Genomic DNA, 18,443 nt, shown 5'->3' on the forward strand with positions numbered 1-18,443 from the left:
CTTGCTTGAATAGAACGGGTGTTCGATACTGGATGCATGTCCGCCGAAGCCGTGCACTCGACCAGTGCACTCACCGAACAGCTCAGTCGCCTGCCGGGAGTCCGGACGGCGACGGAGCTGTTCGCCGGTTACCCGCCGCACCCGGTGGACCGGCCCCTGCAGCCGCTGTTCCGCCGCGGCGGCCTGCCCCGGGGAGAAGCCACCCAGCTCACCGGCGCTCATGCATTCGCTCTCGCCCTGGCCGCCTGCGCGGCCGCCACCCGGGAGCAGCAGTGGTGCGCCGTCCTCGGACTGGGGGAGCCCGCGGTGGCGGGCATCGCGGACTTCGGAATCGAACTGGACCGCTTCGTCAGCCTCCGCACCCCACCGCAGGACTGGCTGCGGGTGACCTCCATCTTGGTGGAGGCCTTCGACATCCTCATCGTGCGTCCCGGCTTCGCCCTGTCGCCGGGGGAGCGGAACCGCCTGCTGGCGAAGGTCCGTGAGCGGCGGATGAGCCTCATCGTGCTCGGCGAGCTCCCCGGCAGCGGCGAACAGCTCGCGGTGCGCAGCACCCGCTGGTCGGGCACCCGTCGCGGCGTCGGCCGTCTCGAGCAGTGCACCGTGCAGGTCCACAGCCCGCGCACCGGCACCCACTCACTCCTCCTGCCGGCCGCCTCGGGTGGGGCGGCTCCGGTGCCGGCCTCGAATGGCAGTGCATCGTCCGCCTCGGGCGGGCTCGCGCCTGCTGCCGCCTCGGGCGGGGTCGCGCCGGTCCCCGTCGCCTCGGGCAGGCTCGCGCCGGTCCCTGCCACCTCGGACGAGGTCGAACGGATGATCCGCAGTGTCGACTGAGACCGCCCATCGAACCGTCGTGCTCGCGGTTCCCGACTGGCCTGCCGTCGCCGCCGGCATCGCACGCGGATTCGGCCCGGGCGTGCCGGTGGGAATCCTGCGCGCGGGTCGCATCCTGTCATGCAATGCCACTGCCCGGACCTCCGGGGTGGAGACCGGCCTCAACAAGCGAGCAGCGCAGCTGCGCTGTCCGCAGCTGGAGGTCATCCCCTGGGATCCGGACGTCGACCACCGGGTGTTCGCCGCCGGCATCAGCGTCCTGGAGGAGCTCGTCGCCCGCTTCACGCTCCTGTCCCCGGGGGTGGTCGGCATTCCCGCCTCATCCCTGCAGCGCGCCTATGCGGATGAGGAGTCCGCCGTCGAGGCGCTCCTCACCGGGCTCACCGACGCCACCGGCTGGGAGTTCTTCCCCGGCATCGCCGACACCGCGTTCGCCGCGCTGCTGGCCTCCCGCACCGCCACTCGGGTGCCGCCGGGGGCCACCGCGGAATTCCTCGCACCGCTGCCGGCGTCCTCCCTCACCGTGGCGGACGCCCGCACCTACGGCGAGCTCGTCCCCCTGCTCGGCAGGCTCGGCCTCACCACCCTGGGCCGCTTCGCCGAGCTCGCACCGGCTGACGTCCACGCGCGCTTCGGCACTGTGGGCGAGCGCGCCCACCGGCTGGCCCGCGGACTCGAGGACCGGATACCCGTCGACCACGTCCGGGCGCGGGAGCACCGGGTCGCCGCCGCGCTGGAGCCGCCGAGCGGTCGCGGCGACGTCCTGTCCTTCCACGCCCGCAGGCTCGCCGGCGAGCTCCTCGGCTCGGTGCGCGCCGCCGGGCTGGTCTGCACCCAGGTGAGCATCACGCTGACCTCCACCACCGGAGAGCTCAGCCGGCGCACCTGGCGGATCCTCGACATGGACGAGTCCGCGGTCGCCGACCGGCTCCGCTGGCAGGCGGAGGGCTGGCTGGCCTCAGCAGGCCCGCAGCAGGTGCCGGGCACCGGTGAGCCGCCGGCCGGGTCGAGGGCGGGAGTGGACGCGGAGGACCCGGGGGCGAACGGCAGCGGGTTCGACCCCACCGAGATCGGCGCCGAGGACGGCATCAGCGCCATCCAGCTCGAGGCCGCGGAACTCCTCAGCCCCCTGGGCACCCAGCAGAGCCTGTTCGATCAGCACCCCGGACGCATCGCCCACACCCTGGAGCGGATCCAGGGCCTGTTCGGCCCCGACACCGTCCTCGTCCCCGGCCTGCAGGGCGGTCGGGAGCCGGCGGAGACGAACCTGTGGACCCCCTGGCAGCAGCAGCCGCAGCCGGACCGGGATCCGGAAGCGCCGTGGCCGGGCGCCCTGCCCGCCCCGCGGCCGACCCTCGTGGAGCACACGCCGGTGGATCTGCTCGACGAGCGCGGAGCCACCGTCGTCGCCCGTCCCTCCGGGCTCGACAACACTCCGGCGGTGCTGCGGGTTCCCGGCGGCGGCAGCTTCGCGATCGTCGAGCATTCCGCATCCTGGCCCGTGGAGGCGGGCTGGTGGGACCCGAGCATCGCGCAGTACCGGGTCCGTCTGCAGGTCGTCACCGCCGAAGGCCTGGCCTACCTGCTGAGCAAGGAGAGCGGCCGCTGGCACATCACGGGACGGTACGCGTGAGCCGCTTCTTCAATCCGCGCACTCCCTGGTCTGAGCTGGAGCGGAGGCTCTCCGCCCGGCCGCCGGCCGGGCCTCGTCCGGATCCGGACACCGAGGCGCCCGTCGGAGATCCCGAGGCGGCAGTCGGGAACCCCGAGGCGCCCGTCGGAGATCCCGAGGCGGCAGTCGGGAACCCCGAGGCGACTGGACCGGTGCCGGGGGTGCCGGTGTCCGTGGGGCCGGGGGGCTCGGACGGGCCCGGCCGCTATATCCGCTCGCCGGGCTCAACGGTGTCACCGGGCTCAGCGGCGTCGGGAGGCTCGGGTCCTGCCCTGCTGCAGACCCGCATCCCCTGGGCGGAACTCCACGTGCACTCGGACTTCAGCTTCCTCGACGGCGCCTCGGAGCCGGAGGAGCTCGTCGCGGCCGGCTCGCAAGCGGGTCTGAGCGCCATGGCGCTCACCGATCACAACGGCCTCTACGGGGTCGTCCGCTTCGCCAAGGCCGCCGCCGAGGTGTCTCTGCCCACCGTGTTCGGCGCAGAGATCTCCGTGGGCCTGACGGAGAAGATCCCCGGCCAGGTCGACCCGCAGGCCGAGCACCTCCTCGTGCTCGCCGGCGGAGTCGAGGGCTATCGCTGCCTGTCAGCCGCTCTCACCGCCGGTGCGATGGCGGGGGAGAAGACCCGACCGGTGTTCGACATCGAGCAGCTCGCCGCCGCAGCCCACGATTGGACGATCCTCACCGGCTGCCGGAAGGGGCCGCTGCTGCGTCACCTCGACGACCCCGACGGGGGCCTGGGCGCCCTGCAGCGCCTCATCGGGCTGTTCGGGCGGGACCGGGTGGTCGTCGAGCTCACCCGGCATGGACTGCCCGATGACGATGCCCGGATCGCGCACCTGTGCGAGCTCGCCGAGCGGTGCCGGGTTCCGGTGGCCGCCACCAACGCCGTCCACTACGCCACCCGCGTACACTTCCCTGCCGCCCAGGTGCGCGCCGCGGTCCGCTCCCACCGCTCCCTCGACGAGGTGGCCGGCTGGCTGCCGCCCACCGCCACCGCCCGGATCCACACCGGCGAGGAGATGCTCGCGCGGTTCCCGCGCGCTGCCGTGGAGAACGCCGCCCGGATCGGTCTCGAATCCGCCTTCGAGCTCCAGACCGCCCGCGCGGGCCTGCCGACCGCTCCGATGCCCGCCGGCGTCACCGAACAGGAGCAGCTGCGCCGACTCGTCGAGCAGGGTGCGCTCCGCCGCTACGGCACTCGCCGGGAGAGCCCGCGGGCCTGGACGCAGATCGACCGCGAGCTCGCCACGATCGAGGCGATGGGGTTCTGCGGCTACTTCCTCATCGTCTATGACATCGCCCGGTTCTGCCATGACCACGACATCTTCTGCCAGGGCCGGGGCTCGGCGGCCAATTCCGCCGTGTGCTACGTCCTCGGGATCACCGCGGTGGACGCAGTGGAGTTCCGACTCCTCTTCGACCGGTTCCTCGCCCCTGAGCGGGAGGGCTACCCGGACATCGACATCGACATCGAGTCCGGCAGGCGCGAAGAGGTCATCCAGTACGTCTACCGGCACTACGGCAGGCAGCGTGCAGCGCAGGTGGCCAACGTCATCACCTATCGCGCCAAGTCCGCCGTCCGGGACGCCGCATCCGCCCTCGGCTATGATCCCGGCCAGCAGGACGCCTTCTCCAAGAGCATCCACCGGTGGCGCTCGCTGCCGGAGCCGGAGGAGACCTGGGTGCCCGCCCCCGTGCTGGCTGTGGCCGAGGACCTGCTGGGCACGCCCAGACACCTCGGGATCCATTCCGGCGGCATGATCCTGGCGGACCGGCCGATCGGTGAGGTGGTCCCCATCGAGCCGGCGACCATGGACGACCGCACGGTCGTCCAGTGGGACAAGGACGACTGCGCGGCCATGGACCTCGTCAAGTTCGACCTGCTGGGCCTGGGCATGCTCTCGGCCCTGCACGAGATGGTCGACCTCGTCGCCCGTCACACCGGTGAGCACATCGACCGGGCGGAGATCCCGCAGGACCCGCGGGTATACGACATGCTGTGCGACGGCGACGCGGTGGGGGTGTTCCAGGTCGAGTCGCGGGCGCAGCTGGCGACCCTGCCCCGCCTGCGTCCGCGCACCTTCTACGATCTTGCAGTCCAGGTCGCTCTCATCCGGCCCGGTCCCATCCAGGGCGGTTCGGTGCATCCCTACATCCGCCGGCGACAGGGACTGGAGCCCGTGGACTATCTGCATCCCATGCTGGAGAACTCGCTGGGCAAGACGCTGGGGGTCCCCCTGTTCCAGGAGCAGCTCATGCAGATGGCCATCGACGTCGCCGGCTTCACCGGAGCCGACGCCGACGAGCTCCGTCGTGCCATGGGCGCACGCCGGTCCAAGGAGCGGATGCGGCAGCTCTCCGAGCGCTTCCACGCCGGCTGCGCCGACCGCGGAGTGGACGCGGCCACCGCGCAGGTGATCTTCGACAAGATCGCCGCCTTCGCCAACTATGGATTCCCGGAGAGCCACGCGATCAGCTTCGCCAACCTCGTGTACGACTCCGCGTGGTTCAAGTGCCACCACCATGCCGCCTTCACCGCGGGGCTGCTGCGCTCCCAGCCCATGGGGTTCTACTCCCCGCAGTCGCTCATCGCCGACGCCCGTCGGCACGGGGTGGGCATCAGGGGAGTGGACATCAACGCCTCGCAGGAGCAGGCCGACCTGGAGCCGGATGCCGAGTCGGCCGGCGGCTTCGCCATCCGGGTCGGGCTGGAGTCCGTCCGCGAGGTGGGCGACGCCGCAGAGCACATCATCGCCGAGCGGACGGCGGCGGGCCCCTACACCTCGGTCTCCGATCTGGCCCACCGCACCGGAGTCGACGTCCGGGTGCTGGAGGGACTGGCCACAGCCGGAGCGTTCTCCGGCTTCGGGCTCGACCGGCGGCAGGCGCTGTGGCTGGCCGGCTCCCTGGCCGGAGCAGGACCGGATGTCCTGCCGGACACCTCGCCGGTCACCGCAGCTCCCGCACTCCCGATCATGAGCGCCTTCGACGTGACCCTCTCCGAACTCTTCGCCACCGGCCTGACAGTGGACGGATACCCCACTGAGCAGCTGCGCGAATCGCTCGACGCACGCGGCTGCGCCTCCACGGCCGCCGCGCGGGCGGCCGCGGACGGGTCGCGGATCACGGTGGCCGGGATCGTGACGCATCGGCAGCGGCCGGGGACCGCCTCGGGAATCACCTTCCTCAACCTCGAGGACGAGTTCGGGATGCTCAATGTGGTCTGCACCCCCGGGCTCATGAAGCGCTTCGCCCCGGTCTCCTACAGCCGCAACACCCTGGTGGTCACCGGACAGATCCAGCGGGCGGGGCAGGTGGTGAGCCTCTATGCCCACAAGCTGATCCCGCTGGACATCCAGCTGCCCACGCGGGCCCGCAACTTCCGCTGATCGCCGGCGTGTCCGACGAGCTGAGCCGCGCAGCTGCGGCTTCTGCTTTGCCGAGCTGAGCTGAGCTGCGCAGCTGCGGCTTCCGCTCCGTCGAGCCGGTCCCTGCCCCATCGATTGTGACAGAAGATGACGAAAAAAGACGGATACATGACATTCGCCGTCAGGGGCGAGCGCGAACTCGGCCATGGTAGTCACAGCGCAATTCACCGACCCCGGAAACCCGGCGAGCATGAGGAGCATCATGAGCGAACTGTCCTTCGAGACCCGGCAGGTGCACGCCGGGCAGACCCCGGACTCCGCCACCGGAGCCCGGGCGCTGCCCATCTACCAGACCACCTCCTACGTCTTCGACTCCACGGAGACTGCCGCCAATCGGTTCGCGCTCACCGACCTCGGACCCATCTACACCCGGATCGGCAACCCCACGGTCTCGGTGGTCGAGGAACGGATCGCCAGCCTCGAAGGCGGTGTGCAGGCGCTGCTGCTGTCCTCGGGACAGTCCGCGGAATTCCTCTCGATCATCAACGTCGCAGAAGCCGGCGACCACGTCGTCGCCAGCCCCAGCCTCTATGGCGGCACCTACAACCTCCTCGACATCACTCTGCGCAAGTTCGGCATCGAGACGACCTTCGTCGACGATCCGACGAACCTGGAGGGCTGGAAGGCCGCGGTCCAGCCGAACACCAAGGCGTTCTTCGCGGAGAGCGTCTCCAACCCGCGCTCGGATGTCCTCGACATCACCGGCGTGGCCGACATCGCTCATGCGGCCGGGGTGCCGCTGATCGTCGACAACACCCTGGCCACCCCGTACCTGGTGCGGCCGATCGAGCACGGTGCCGACATCGTCGTCCACTCCGCGACCAAGTACCTCGGAGGCCACGGCACTTCGATGGCCGGCGTCATCGTCGACGCAGGCAGCTTCGACTTCTCGCGCGATCCCGAGAAGTTCCCCGGGTTCAACACCCCGGACACCTCCTACAACGACATGGTCTATGCGCGCGACCTCGGCCCCGACTCGGCCTTCGGCGCCAATGTGTCCTTCGGGATCAAGGCCCGAGTGCAGCTGCTGCGCGACCTCGGCCCCGCCGCCTCTCCATTCAACGCCTTCCTCATCGCCCAGGGGCTGGAGACCCTCAGCCTCCGCATCGAGCGCCATGTCGCCAACGCGCAGCGGGTCGCCGAGTGGCTCGAAGCCCATGACCAGGTCGAGAAGGTGGCCTTCGCCGGCCTGCCCTCGAGCCCGTGGTACGAGCTGGGCAGGAAGTACCTGCCCAAGGGCGTGGGCTCGGTGCTCGCCTTCGACATCGCAGGGGGCTACGACGCCGCAGTGAAGTTCGTCAACGCGCTCGAGCTGCATTCGCATGTGGCCAACATCGGCGACGTGCGGTCGCTGGTCATCCACCCGGCCTCCACCACGCACTCGCAGCTCGACGAGGCCGCGCAGGCGGGTGCCGGCGTCAACCCCGCGCTCGTGAGATTGGCGGTCGGGATCGAAGGAGTGGACGACATCATCGCCGATCTCGAGAAGGGATTCACCGCGGCCCGCGGATGACCTCGATGACTGTTGCCGGACGGACGGGACTGGCCGGATTCGCGGATTTCACCCTCGAATCCGGCTACGTGTTCCCGGAGATGCACATCGCCTACGAGACCTTCGGGCGGCTCAACAGCGACCGCTCGAACGCGATCCTCATCGAGCACGCGCTCACCGGGGATGCCCACGTCACCTCGGGAGTCGATGAGCCCGCGACCGCCGAGCACCCGCGCTCCTTCGCGCCGGGCTGGTGGGAGGAGGTCGTCGGCGCCGGCAGGGCGATCGACACCGACGAGTTCTTCGTCGTGTGCGCCAATGCGATCGGCGGCTGCAACGGGTCGACGGGACCGACGAGCACCCACTCGGATGGCCTGCCGTTCGGCTCGCGCTTTCCGCGCGTCACGATCCGCGACCTCGTGCAGGCGGAGCTGGCGCTCAGCGATGAGCTGGGCATCGACCGGTGGCATGCGGTGATCGGCGGGTCGATGGGCGGAGCGCGCGCACTGGAGTTCGCTCTCATGGCCCCGCACCGGGTGGAGAAGACCAGTGTGCTGGCGGCGCCTGCCTTCTCCGAGGCTGATCAGATCGCCTGGGCCCATGCGCAGATCCAGGCGATCGAACTGGACCCCGACTACTGCGGCGGGGACTACGCCGCGCTCGGCCGCTTCCCTGCGGCCGGGCTGGGGCTGGCGCGCCAGATCGCGCACCTGACCTACCGGGCCGACGCCGAGCTCAACGCCCGGTTCACCAACGCCATGCAGGACCCGCAGCCCAGCGGAGCGGCGGAGGGCTACTACGCGATCGAGAGCTACCTCGACTACCAGGCCCGGAAGCTGGTCAACCGCTTCGATGCCGAGTCCTATCGCATCCTGACGGTGGCCCTCCGCGACCACGATGTGCGCCGGGGGCGCAGCCAGAACCTCGCCGAGGCGCTGGCCCCGGCGACCTCCGAGTTCCAGGTGCTCAGCATCTCCTCGGACCGGCTCTACACCCCGGCACAGGTGGACGTCCTCGCCCAGGCGCTGCCGGGCACCGTGTCCCACAGGACGATCACCTCCGGGGCCGGCCACGACGGCTTCCTCACCGAGGGAACCGTCGTGGGTCGGCTGATCCGGGACTTCATCACCTAGCAGAGCTCTCCTGTCGGCTCTGCTGTCGCTTCTGCTGGTACAGGACCTTCTCGTCGACGGGGTAGTCGGCACGCGCCCGAGCCTGCCGGTAGTGCTCTCGGGCCTCGTCCTGGCGCTGCTGCTCGATCCCCTCGGCGATCGTTGCCCGGCGCTGCTCGGGACCGTATCCGAAGGCGGCGACGAGCTCTCCGGCGTTGCCGGCCAGCTTGGCGCACAGCCGGTTGATCGTCGGCCCCACCTGGCGGGCCCGATTCATCGACAGCCGCCCGTACATGATGTGCCACCCGATGTTCCGCTCGATGAGCGTCAGTCCGTAGAGGTCGCGGATCCTGCGCAGCGTCTTGGCCTCGTCGGCGTGCTCGGGGCGGTCGTCGAAAGTGTGCATCGCCTGGTTGAGCGCTTCCCACTTGAGCAGCTCGATGTAGGCGCGGGCGGCGTTGACGAGCTCGTGCTGCTGCTCGTTGAACAGCTCCGCTGCCGCAGCCTGCGACATCTTGGCGGCAGGCCGGAGTCGACCGGCCAGGTCGGCGACCATCGCATCCACGCGGGAGCTCAGCAGGACCTGCTGCAGCTTGCCGGATCGAATCCGCTTCTCGTTGAGCGCCGGGGTCAGGAGCTCCCCGATCGTCCGTCCGACGTTGGCGAGCCCTGATCTGTACAGGGAGTGCTCTGCGGCCTGCGTCCCGAGGAAGCGGGCGACGCCGCCGAAGTCGATGTTCTTGAACTCGGCGGAGTAGTCCTGCAGCAGGCGCTTGCCCACGAGCTGCAGGAGCACGGTGTTGTCGCCCTCGAAGGTGACATAGACGTCCAGGTCGCCTCGCAGCCCGGTGAGCCGGTTCTCCGACATGAATCCGGCACCTCCGCACGCCTCCCGGCACTCCTGGAGGATGTCGAGTGCGGCCCAGGTCGTGGTCGCCTTGAAGCCCGCCGCCTGCGTCTCCAGCACCTGGCGGGCCTCATCCGAGTCGTCCTCGCCGGAGAAGACCCGCTGGAACGACTCGAGCAGCACCTCGTGTGCGAGGGCATTGGCGTAGGTCTCGGCGATGAGCGGCATCAGCCGCCGCTGGTGCTGCTGGTAGTCCATGAGCACGACCTCATCGGTGTCCGAGGCGCCGGTGAACTGGCGCCGCTGCAGCCCATAGCGCACTGCGATGTCCAGGCCCAGCTTGGAGGCGACGACTGCCGCTCCGTCGAGGGACACCCGACCCTGGACGAGGGTGCCGAGCATGGTGAAGAACCGGCGTCCGGGGGAGTCGATCGGCGAGCTGTAGGTGCCGTCGGCGGCGACATCGCCGTAGCGGTTGAGGAGATGGGTGCGGGGGATGCGCACACCGTCGAAGGACAGTCGTCCGTTGTCGACGCCGAGCAGCCCGCCCTTGCGCCCGTCGTCCTCGATGGTGATCCCCGGCAGCGGCCGGCCCGACTCGTCCCTGATCGGGACGAAGAAGGCGTGCACCCCGTGATCGACCCCGGCGGTGACGAGCTGGGCGAACACGATCGCGGCCCGCCCGTGAGCGGCGGCGTTGCCGATGTACTCCTTGGCGGCGGCCGGGAACGGGGTCCGGATGACGAATTCCTCCGCGGCCGGGTCGTACACGGCGGTGGTCCCCAGGGAGGCGACGTCGGAGCCGTGGCCGATCTCGGTCATCGCGAAGCAGCCCAGCAGAGCGCCGCTCTGGGCAGGCTCCAGCCACTGGGCGTGCTGCTCGGCATTGCCGAGGTGCTGGATCGCCCCGCCGAACAGACCGAACTGGACACCAGCCTTGACCTGCAGGCTCGGCGAGGCCACGACGGTCTCCTCGAAGCCGGCGACGTAGCCGGCGTGGTCGTTGCGTCCGCCCCGGGACTCGGGCAGCGCCAGGCGGGTGGAGCCGCTGGCGGCCAGCGCCTTCACCCCGCTCAGCGTCGCCTCGCGCAGCTCGCCGAGGTCGCCGGTGTCCGGCGGAACCGTAGCCGGGTCCGCGGCCAGCGCACGCGCTCTCCGACGCTGTGCGGCCCACCGGCCGTCGAGCAGCTCGCCGAGGACTTCGGGATCGATCGTGAGCGGCGCCTTCGTGCGGGTCATCGTCTGTTCTCCTCCGATAGGGCCTGGCTGGAAGCCCAGAGCCAGGCGGTGAGTCTGTCGTTGAAATCATTCCGGTCGGTCGGCGTGCGCAGCCACTGCTCGGTGCAGGCCCGGACGAAGCCGACCGCGCCGTAGGCCCACAGCACCTCGAAGTCCCGTACCAGCCCCATGCGATCACACAGCAGACCGGTGACATCGGCGAAGAAGCCGCGGGCCGCTCCGGTCGACTGGGTGTCGACCGCGGCGTCGCAGAAGCGATAGACGTGCGGCGCGCTGCCGGCGAGCTCGGTGAAGGCGGAGATCATCGCACCGAGCGCGGCGCGGGAGTCGCCGACCGGTGCCTGCGCCGCGGCCAGTGACCTGCGGATCACCGCCATCGCCCATTCGCCCATCGCCCGCTGGAGCCCTGCGCGGTCACCGAAATAGCGGTAGAGCACTGTCTTCGACGTGCCGGTGTACGCGGAGATCTGATCCATCGAGATGTCTGCGCCGTGCTCGTCGATCACGTGCCGCACGCTGCGCAGCAGTTCGCGGTGACGCGTGCGCCGATGCTCCTCCCAGCGCGCGGACCGGCCGTCCTGTGTCGCGGGTTTCATGGGACAGACGGTATCAGGTACTGTCGGTACCGGTTAAATATTCAGCTTTCCCGGGAGGAAACCATGACAACCCGGCGTGCCGCCATCCTCGGCGGCAATCGCATTCCCTTCGCCCGTTCGAATCGCGAATACGCACGCGCATCCAACCAGGACATGCTCACGAGTGCTCTGGACGGGCTCGTCGCGCGCTTCGGCCTGGCCGACCGACGCCTCGGCGAGGTCGCAGCCGGAGCGGTGCTCAAGCACTCCAAGGACATCAACCTCACCCGCGAAGCCGTGCTCGGATCGGCGCTGAGCCCGGAGACTCCGGCGATGGACCTGAGCCAGGCGTGCGCGACGGGCTTGGAGACCGTGGTCGCGATCTCCAACAAGATCCGCCTCGGCCAGCTCGATTCGGGGATCGCCGGCGGTGTCGACTCGGCGTCGGACGCGCCGATCGCGGTGAGCGAAGAGTTGCGCGGGGTGCTGCTGGAGGTGTCCCGGGCAACATCCGTGCCGCAGCGGCTCAAGGCGCTGTCCCGCCTCCGGCCGGCCGACCTGGCCCCGCAGGCGCCGACCACCGGCGAGGCGCGCACCGGGCTGTCCATGGGAGAGCACCAAGCGCTCAGCACGGCGAAGTGGGGGATCTCGCGGCGCGCGCAGGATGAGCTCGCCGCCGCCTCCCACCAGAACCTCGCCGCTGCCTGGGATCGCGGGTTCTTCGACGATCTGGTGACGCCGTTCCTCGGTGTCTCCCGCGACACCAACCTGCGTCCCGACTCCACCGCGGAGACACTGGCCGGGCTCACGACGGTGTTCGGCAACTCCCTGCCGACCGAGGCGACGATGACCGCCGGCAACTCGACACCGCTGACCGACGGCGCGTCCGCGGTGCTGCTGGGCAGCGAGGACTGGGCCGCCGAACAGGGCTTCGAGCCGCTGGCCTACCTGATCGACGCCGAGGCGGCGGCAGTCGACTTCGTGAATGGCCGGGAGGGCCTCCTGATGGCTCCCGCCTACGCGGTGCCGCGGCTGCTCGCCCGCAACGGGCTGTCCTTCGCCGACTTCGACGTCTTCGAGATCCACGAGGCCTTCGCCGCGACGGTGCTGTGCCACCTCGCCGCGTGGGAGAGCGAGGAGTTCTGCCGCACCCGGCTCGGGCTGCAGGAGCCACTGGGAACCATCGACCGGGCCAAACTCAACCCGCTCGGCTCCTCACTGGCAGCAGGTCACCCCTTCGCCGCCACCGGCGGGCGGATCATCGCCACGACGGCCAAGCACCTCCGGGAGACCGGTCAGAAGCGCGCCCTGGTGTCGATCTGCGCGGCGGGCGGCCAGGGACTGGCGGCGATCGTGGAGGCTGCGGAATGAGCGACAGATACATCTCCTTGGCCAACGGGCCGCTGAAAGCCGTCGTCAAGTCCCTCGGACTGCCGGCGCCCGCGCGCCTGCGCCGGTTCGACGCCGCCGACCCCAAGGGCGGCTTTCTGACCGATCCGATCCTGGTCGTCGGCGCGACTCCCGGCGGCGACGAGCTCTCCACGCTGCTGCTCGCCAACGGCTTCGAAGTCGTCCGGGCAGTCACTCCCGGTCACCGCTACGCCGCCCTGATCGGCGCCTACGACGGACTCGACGATCCGGCGCAGCTCGGCGAGGTCACCCTCGGAATCGGGAAGGGCATCAAGCAGCTGAGCCCCGGCGGCCGCATCATCACGATCTCTCGCGCCGCCACGATCTTCCCCCACACCACCGGGTCGCTGACTCCTGCCGCCAACGCCGCCCGCAACGCCGTCACCGGCATCACGCGCTCGCTGGCGCACGAGATGCGCGGCGGGGCCACCGCCAACGGCATCGTCCTCGACGGGGTGCCGATGTCGGCGCCGTCCGCGGTGGCTGCGCTGTGGTTCCTGCTCTCGGCCAAGTCGGCCTACGTCTCCGGTCAATTCCTCACCGTCTCCTCGGACCGGGGCACGCCAGTCGGCTCCGAGGAGTTCGCCGCGACCGGTGCTGATCCGCGCGCGCCGCTGACCGGCCGCCTCGCGGTGGTGACCGGGGCCGCTCGCGGGATCGGGGCGGCGATCGCCCGCACGCTGCACCGGGACGGGGCGCAGGTCTTCGGCGTCGACGTGCCCGCGGCGGGCGAGGCGCTGGCGCGGACGATGAATGAGATCGGGGGAGTGGCGATCCAGCTCGACATCACCGCCCCGGACGCGGGAGCCGCCATCGCCGCCCAGGTCGGCAGGCCGATCGACATCCTGATCCACAACGCCGGCATCACCCGCGACAGGCTGCTGGCGAATATGGACCGGCAGCAGTGGGATTCTGTGCTCGACGTCAACATCAGCGCCCAGCTGCGCATCAATGCCGCCCTCTCGGAGCTCGAGGCGTGGGGAGACCACCCTCACGTCGTGTCTCTGGCCTCCACCTCGGGAATCGCCGGCAACCGCGGGCAGGCGAACTATGCCGCATCGAAGGCCGCCGTGATCGGAATGGCCGCGGCCGGTGCCGAGGAGTTCGCCGCGCGCGGAGGCACCATCAACGCCATCGCCCCGGGATTCATCGAGACGGAGATGACGGCGAGGATGCCCACCGTGACCCGCGAGCTGGCCCGCCGGATCTCCAGCCTGCAGCAGGGCGGCCTGCCCCAGGACGTCGCCGAGGCAGTATCCTTCCTCGCAGGAGAGTCCGCCGGGGGCATCAACGGAAAGGTGCTCCGCGTCTGCGGCCAGAACATGGTGGGAGCCTGAACATGACACCCTTCGAACCGCAGCTGTCGAATTCGATGCTGCCGGTCTACGGACGAGCGATGCTCGGAATGCTGCCCATGCGCAGGAAGAGCTCTGCGCATGTGCCGTCCCGGCAGCTGACCTCGACCGCGGTCATCGATCCGCAGGACGTCGCGGAGTTCGCCCGGGCAGTCGGATCCCGAGTCGAGAACACGGTATCGCCCGCCTACCTCCACGTCCTCGGGTTTCCGCTGAGCATGCGGCTGATGACTGACCCGGGATTCCCGCTGCCGGTCATGGGGATGGTCCACGTGCGCAACGTCTTCACCCAGTACCGTCCGGTGCTGGTCGGGGAGGAGGTGACCGTCGCGGTGCGCGTCGCGGCACCTCGGGAGCATTCCAAGGGCACCGCCATCGACCTGCAGACGACCGGGCGGGTCGACGGTCGACACGCGTTCGCGGAGACATCGACCTACCTGGCGAAGGGGCAGTCCCTGCCGGGGGCAGCGCCTGCCCGAGAGACCGACCGCACACCCTTCACCGCGCCTGTGCCGACCGCGCTCTGGAGCCTCAAGAAGAACATCGGGCTGCAGTACGCACGGGTGTCCGGCGATTACAATCCGATCCATCTGAACGCCCTGGCAGGGAAGGCCTTCGGCTTCCCGAGCTCGATCGCCCACGGGATGTACACCGCGGCGCGCGCACTCGCGGCCGCCGACGTCCGGCTGCCCGCCTTCGAATGGACCGTGGAGTTCGCCACGCCCATCGTGCTGCCGGCCGACGTCGCGTTCCGCGTGACGAGCGACGTGCCGGGAGGGGCCAGGGAATTCGCGGTGTGGAATCCGCGGACGGGCAAGCCGCATGTGCTGTCATCGGTCAGACCGGTCGAGGCGGCCGAGGACGAGTACGACATCTGAGGTGCGCAAGGGCGCAGGCTATGGATTCTGTCACACCCGCCGAGATCGGTTTTGCGTTCGCCGAGGCAGAAGGTAGAGTTCTATCTGTTGCCCGCGCGGGTGGCGGAATTGGTAGACGCGCTAGCTTGAGGTGCTAGTGCCCTAATATTGGGCGTGGGGGTTCAAGTCCCCCTCCGCGCACAGCACTCACAGCAGGCCCCGGAGAGATCCGGGGCCTGCTGCATTTCCCGGATCGGATGCCTCTTCGCATGCGAACAGCGCGCAGTCGTGGCATAGGCTCTGACTGCGGACCCCGGTCCGAGCCGCACTCACCGTCGTCGATGAGGACATGCCATGACCTCCAGCAGCCCTGCCGCCAGGGGACACCAGCCCGTTGACAGCGCCGTCGAAGACACTCACGCGTTTTCGGCGGAGCTGATCGCCGCCGGCGTCCATTACCTCTACGCGCTCAGCCATGACGTGACTGCAGCGGAGCCGGGTGCGCAGGTGCCCTCCCGCAGCAGCACGGAGGTCAGCGATGTGCTGCGCCGCCAGGGCGCCTCGGGTCCGGAGATCGAACGCGTACTGCAGCTGATCGGCACGGGGATGGCGGCAGTCTCGCAGGGCGGGGCCCGGATCTTCACGAAGGATGCCTATGACGCGGCTCGGGATCGGGCGGTCGCCGGGCTCGAGCACTCCGGTGACGCCGGGCACCGGCTGTGGCCGCCGACCAGTCAGACTGTCCGCAAGCGACTTGGCTCGAACTACTGGAACGAGGCGCTCAGCGCTCTCGGCTATCCCGTGTCGGGCCGCGGCCGAGCGCGCGGGGCCGCGCGCTATTCCCCGGACGACTTCGTGACCGCCGTGGCCGACTTCCTCGCCGCTGCCGCCCGGGACGGTTCGTCGACGAGCTTCGTCGCGTACGAGGCGTGGAACCGCGACCAGCGGCGAGAGTCGCGCATCCGACCTTCCGGGGCTGCCGTGAGATCGCACTTCGGCGGCTGGCAGGCCGCCAAGGATGCGGCGGAAGGGATCAGCGGGCCCGAGGCATCGGACGGCCCAGCATCCTGATCCGCCACGCGGGCTCGATGTGCCCGCTCCAGTGCCGCTCGACCGCGAGCTCGTAGAAGCCGACCAGCGCCTCGGTCGCCGCCTTCCAGCTGAACTGCTGAGTGCGGGCCCTGCCCTGCTCGCCGAGGCGCCCGCGCAGCTGGCCGTCGCACACCAGCCGGTTGACCTTGGCCGACATGTCTGCGGCATCATCGGGCTCGAAGAGCAGACCGCCGACCCCGTCCTCGACCGCGAATGGAATGCCGCCGGCGTTCGCGCCGACCACGGGCACGCCCGAGGCCATCGACTCGAGGGCGACGAGGCCGAGGGTCTCCGTGGTCGAGGGGAACACGAATACGTCGGCCGAGGCGTAGGCCGCGGCCAGCTCGGAACCGCCCAGGTAGCCCGTGAAGACGGTGGGAGTGCCTGCGAACTCCCGCTGCAGCTGGTCCCGGTGCGGGCCTGAGCCGACGAAGGCCAGGCGGGTGCCCTCCGGAGCCCGGTGGAGCACCTCGCGGAGAATCCCGAGGTCCTTCTCCTTGGACAGCCGGCCGACGTAGATCAGCAGCGGAGCCTCCGGATGGCCGTCGGTGAGTCGGATCCGCATCGCGTGCGATCTGTTCGCAGGGGTGTAGGCGACGGTGTCGACGGCTCGGGGCCACAGGTCGAGGTTCTGGATCCCGGCCGCACCCGCCTGATCGATCATCTGCTGGGACGTGCACAGGTTGACCTCGGCGAGGTTGTGCAGCCAGGTGATCCAGCGTGAAGTCGTGTCGGTGATCCACTCCAGCCCGAGGCGCTGCGTGTACTGGGGGACGTCGGTGTGGAACGACGCCAGCATCGGCAGGTCGCGGCGTTTGGCCGACATCGTCCCGTACGCGGCCAGCCACACGGGGTTGACCGCGTGGACGACATGCGGATGGAACCGCTCCATGGTCCGCGCGATGCTCGCAGTCGGCAGCCCCACCCGCAGCTCCGGGTACCACGGCTTGAAGGCCAGGGACCGCACCCGCTGCACGCGGAAGCCTGCATACCTGGCCGGGGGGCTGCCGGGCGCGAAGACCACGACCTCGTGCCCGAGCTCGGCGAGCTGATCGAGGGTGCCCATCAGCCGGGTGACGACACCGTCGATCTTGGGCAGGAAGACCTCGGTGAAGATCGCGATCCGCATGCGCGCTCAGCCCGCGGTCGCCGCCGCAGGCTGGTCGCCGCCGGTCTGCACCAGCGACGGCGGGACTCCCTCATGCGTGGTGCGGTTCCACAGCGAGCGGGCCGGGATCTTCGACATGTCCGCCCGGTCCCGATACCGCTTGGCGGTCTCCTCGACCTCCAGCAGCAGACCCTCCGACAGCGTGGTCGGCTGCAGGCCGAGGTCGAGGAAGGTGTCGTTGGTGACGTGCAGGTCGTTCTCCGGGGACTCCTGCCGCGGATTGGGGACCAGCTCCATCCGCGCGCCGGTGATCGAGCAGATCAGCTCGGCGAGATCGCGAACGCGATGAGTCTCCGTCATCTGGTTGAAGATCTTGACCCGGTCGCCGGCCTGAGGAGGGTTCTGCAGGGCGATCTCCACACACCGGACCATGTCCTGGATGTGGATGAAGGCTCGCGTCTGGCCGCCGGTGCCGTGCACGGTCAGCGGATAGCCCACTGCCGCCTGCATGAGGAAGCGGTTGAGCACCGTGCCGTAGTCGCCGTCGTAGTCGAAGCGGTTGACGAGCCGCTCGTCGAGCTTGGTCTCGGCGGTGTTCGTGCCCCAGATGATTCCCTGGTGGAGGTCCGTGATGCGCAGCCTGTCATTCTTGGCGTAGAACGCGAACAGAGTCTGGTCGAGCACCTTCGTCATGTGGTAGATCGAGCCGGGGTTGGTCGGGTACAGGATCTGCTGTTCGACCGGATGCGGCTCGACCTGGTTGCCCTGCTCGTCCTCGCTCGCCATCACCTGGACGTCCAGATAGCCCTCGGGGATCTTCATTCCTGCAGTGCCGTAGCCGTATACCCCCATCGTCCCCAGATGCACCAGGTGGATGTCCTGACCGGATTCGACGACTGCCGCGAGCACATTGTTGGTCGCATTGGTGTTGTTGTCGACAGTGTAGCGCTTGTGGGCGGAGGATTTCATCGAGTACGGCGCGGCCCGCTGCTCGGCGAAATGCACCATGCTGTCCGGCCGGTACTCGCCGATGAGCTTGAGCAGCGCCTCGTAGTCCTGTGCGATGTCGATCCGGGCGAAGTCGATCCGCTTGCCGCTGATCTCCTCCCATGCGGCGATCCGCTCCTCGATCGAGCGGATCGGAGTCAGGGATTCGGCGCCGAGCTCCTCGTCGATGGCCCGGCGGGAGAGGTTGTCGACGATGACGATGTCATGCCCCCGCGCGGACAGGTGCAGTGCTGTGGGCCAGCCGCAGAAGCCGTCCCCTCCGAAGACGATGGTCTTCACTCGGATCTCCTCCATCATGATGCTTTCCGGACAGCGGCCTCGCGTTCCGGGCGAATCCGGACGCGAAACCGTATACAGCACACTAGCCTCTCCCGCAGGGAACTCCCGACCGCCGGGGCTGCCGCCGAGAGC

At 69.7% G+C, this 18,443-nt stretch carries 13 protein-coding genes and 1 tRNA gene; 10 read left to right on the forward strand and 4 right to left on the reverse strand.

The features are described from left to right. Nucleotides 1-36 precede the first annotated feature (36 nt). From imuA' to metX, 5 genes are all read left to right on the forward strand, one after another. Nucleotides 37-834 carry a DnaE2-dependent mutagenesis accessory factor ImuA' gene (gene imuA', locus LXN01_RS04325; RefSeq protein ID WP_236863341.1) on the forward strand — a complete coding sequence of 266 codons (798 nt, stop codon included), beginning with the start codon at nucleotides 37-39 and terminating at the stop codon, nucleotides 832-834. Next, nucleotides 824-2,467 carry a DNA polymerase Y family protein gene (locus LXN01_RS04330; protein WP_236863342.1) on the forward strand — a complete coding sequence of 548 codons (1,644 nt, stop codon included), beginning with the start codon at nucleotides 824-826 and terminating at the stop codon, nucleotides 2,465-2,467. Before imuA' ends, LXN01_RS04330 begins: the two co-directional genes overlap by 11 nt. Next, nucleotides 2,464-5,898, forward strand: a complete 3,435-nt coding sequence (locus LXN01_RS04335) for an error-prone DNA polymerase (protein WP_236863343.1) — start codon at nucleotides 2,464-2,466, stop codon at nucleotides 5,896-5,898. Before LXN01_RS04330 ends, LXN01_RS04335 begins: the two co-directional genes overlap by 4 nt. Nucleotides 5,899-6,139: 241 nt before the next feature. Continuing rightward, nucleotides 6,140-7,450, forward strand: a complete 1,311-nt coding sequence (locus tag LXN01_RS04340; RefSeq protein WP_236863344.1) for a bifunctional o-acetylhomoserine/o-acetylserine sulfhydrylase — start codon at nucleotides 6,140-6,142, stop codon at nucleotides 7,448-7,450. A 5-nt stretch (nucleotides 7,451-7,455) separates the two neighbouring features. Continuing rightward, the gene (gene metX, locus LXN01_RS04345; protein ID WP_236863345.1) at nucleotides 7,456-8,562 is read left to right on the forward strand and encodes a homoserine O-acetyltransferase MetX; all 1,107 of its coding nucleotides are present in this window, start codon (nucleotides 7,456-7,458) and stop codon (nucleotides 8,560-8,562) included. On the opposite strand, the gene LXN01_RS04350 is transcribed toward metX, so the two are convergent. Then, the gene (locus LXN01_RS04350; RefSeq protein ID WP_236863346.1) at nucleotides 8,555-10,627 is read right to left on the reverse strand and encodes an acyl-CoA dehydrogenase family protein; all 2,073 of its coding nucleotides are present in this window, start codon (nucleotides 10,625-10,627) and stop codon (nucleotides 8,555-8,557) included. The two genes, metX and LXN01_RS04350, sit on opposite strands and share 8 nt — an antisense overlap. Beyond that, nucleotides 10,624-11,223, reverse strand: a complete 600-nt coding sequence (locus LXN01_RS04355) for a TetR/AcrR family transcriptional regulator (protein ID WP_236863347.1) — start codon at nucleotides 11,221-11,223, stop codon at nucleotides 10,624-10,626. The genes LXN01_RS04350 and LXN01_RS04355 overlap by 4 nt, the downstream gene beginning before the upstream one ends. Before the next feature lie 63 nt (nucleotides 11,224-11,286). On the opposite strand from LXN01_RS04355, the gene LXN01_RS04360 reads away from it, so the two are divergent. The 5 genes from LXN01_RS04360 (at nucleotide 11,287) to LXN01_RS04380 (ending at nucleotide 15,895) form a co-directional block, all read left to right on the forward strand. Further along, entirely contained in the window at nucleotides 11,287-12,573 is a 1,287-nt protein-coding gene (locus LXN01_RS04360; protein ID WP_236863348.1) for an acetyl-CoA C-acetyltransferase, read from the forward strand. After that, nucleotides 12,570-13,949, forward strand: coding sequence for a 3-oxoacyl-ACP reductase (locus LXN01_RS04365; protein WP_236863349.1), 1,380 nt, complete (start codon nucleotides 12,570-12,572; stop codon nucleotides 13,947-13,949). The genes LXN01_RS04360 and LXN01_RS04365 overlap by 4 nt, the downstream gene beginning before the upstream one ends. A 2-nt stretch (nucleotides 13,950-13,951) precedes the next feature. Next, nucleotides 13,952-14,845, forward strand: coding sequence for a MaoC/PaaZ C-terminal domain-containing protein (locus LXN01_RS04370; protein WP_236863350.1), 894 nt, complete (start codon nucleotides 13,952-13,954; stop codon nucleotides 14,843-14,845). Between the two features lie 93 nt (nucleotides 14,846-14,938). Continuing rightward, nucleotides 14,939-15,025 (forward strand) — tRNA-Leu (locus LXN01_RS04375). A gap of 153 nt (nucleotides 15,026-15,178) precedes the next feature. Beyond that, the gene (locus tag LXN01_RS04380; RefSeq protein ID WP_236863351.1) at nucleotides 15,179-15,895 is read left to right on the forward strand and encodes a hypothetical protein; all 717 of its coding nucleotides are present in this window, start codon (nucleotides 15,179-15,181) and stop codon (nucleotides 15,893-15,895) included. Here the strand turns inward: LXN01_RS04380 and LXN01_RS04385 are convergent. Together LXN01_RS04385 and LXN01_RS04390 are read right to left on the reverse strand one after the other, a co-directional pair. After that, nucleotides 15,858-17,045, reverse strand: a complete 1,188-nt coding sequence (locus LXN01_RS04385) for a glycosyltransferase family 4 protein (protein ID WP_236863352.1) — start codon at nucleotides 17,043-17,045, stop codon at nucleotides 15,858-15,860. The genes LXN01_RS04380 and LXN01_RS04385 overlap by 38 nt on opposite strands. 6 nt (nucleotides 17,046-17,051) lie before the next feature. Continuing rightward, a complete protein-coding gene (locus LXN01_RS04390; protein WP_236863353.1) occupies nucleotides 17,052-18,311 on the reverse strand; it encodes an NAD-dependent epimerase/dehydratase family protein in 1,260 nt (419 codons plus the stop codon). Nucleotides 18,312-18,443 lie beyond the last annotated feature (132 nt).

Origin of the sequence: Brevibacterium daeguense, assembly GCF_021729135.1 — a bacterium.
GTDB classification, from domain to species: Bacteria; Actinomycetota; Actinomycetes; order Actinomycetales; family Brevibacteriaceae; genus Brevibacterium; species Brevibacterium daeguense.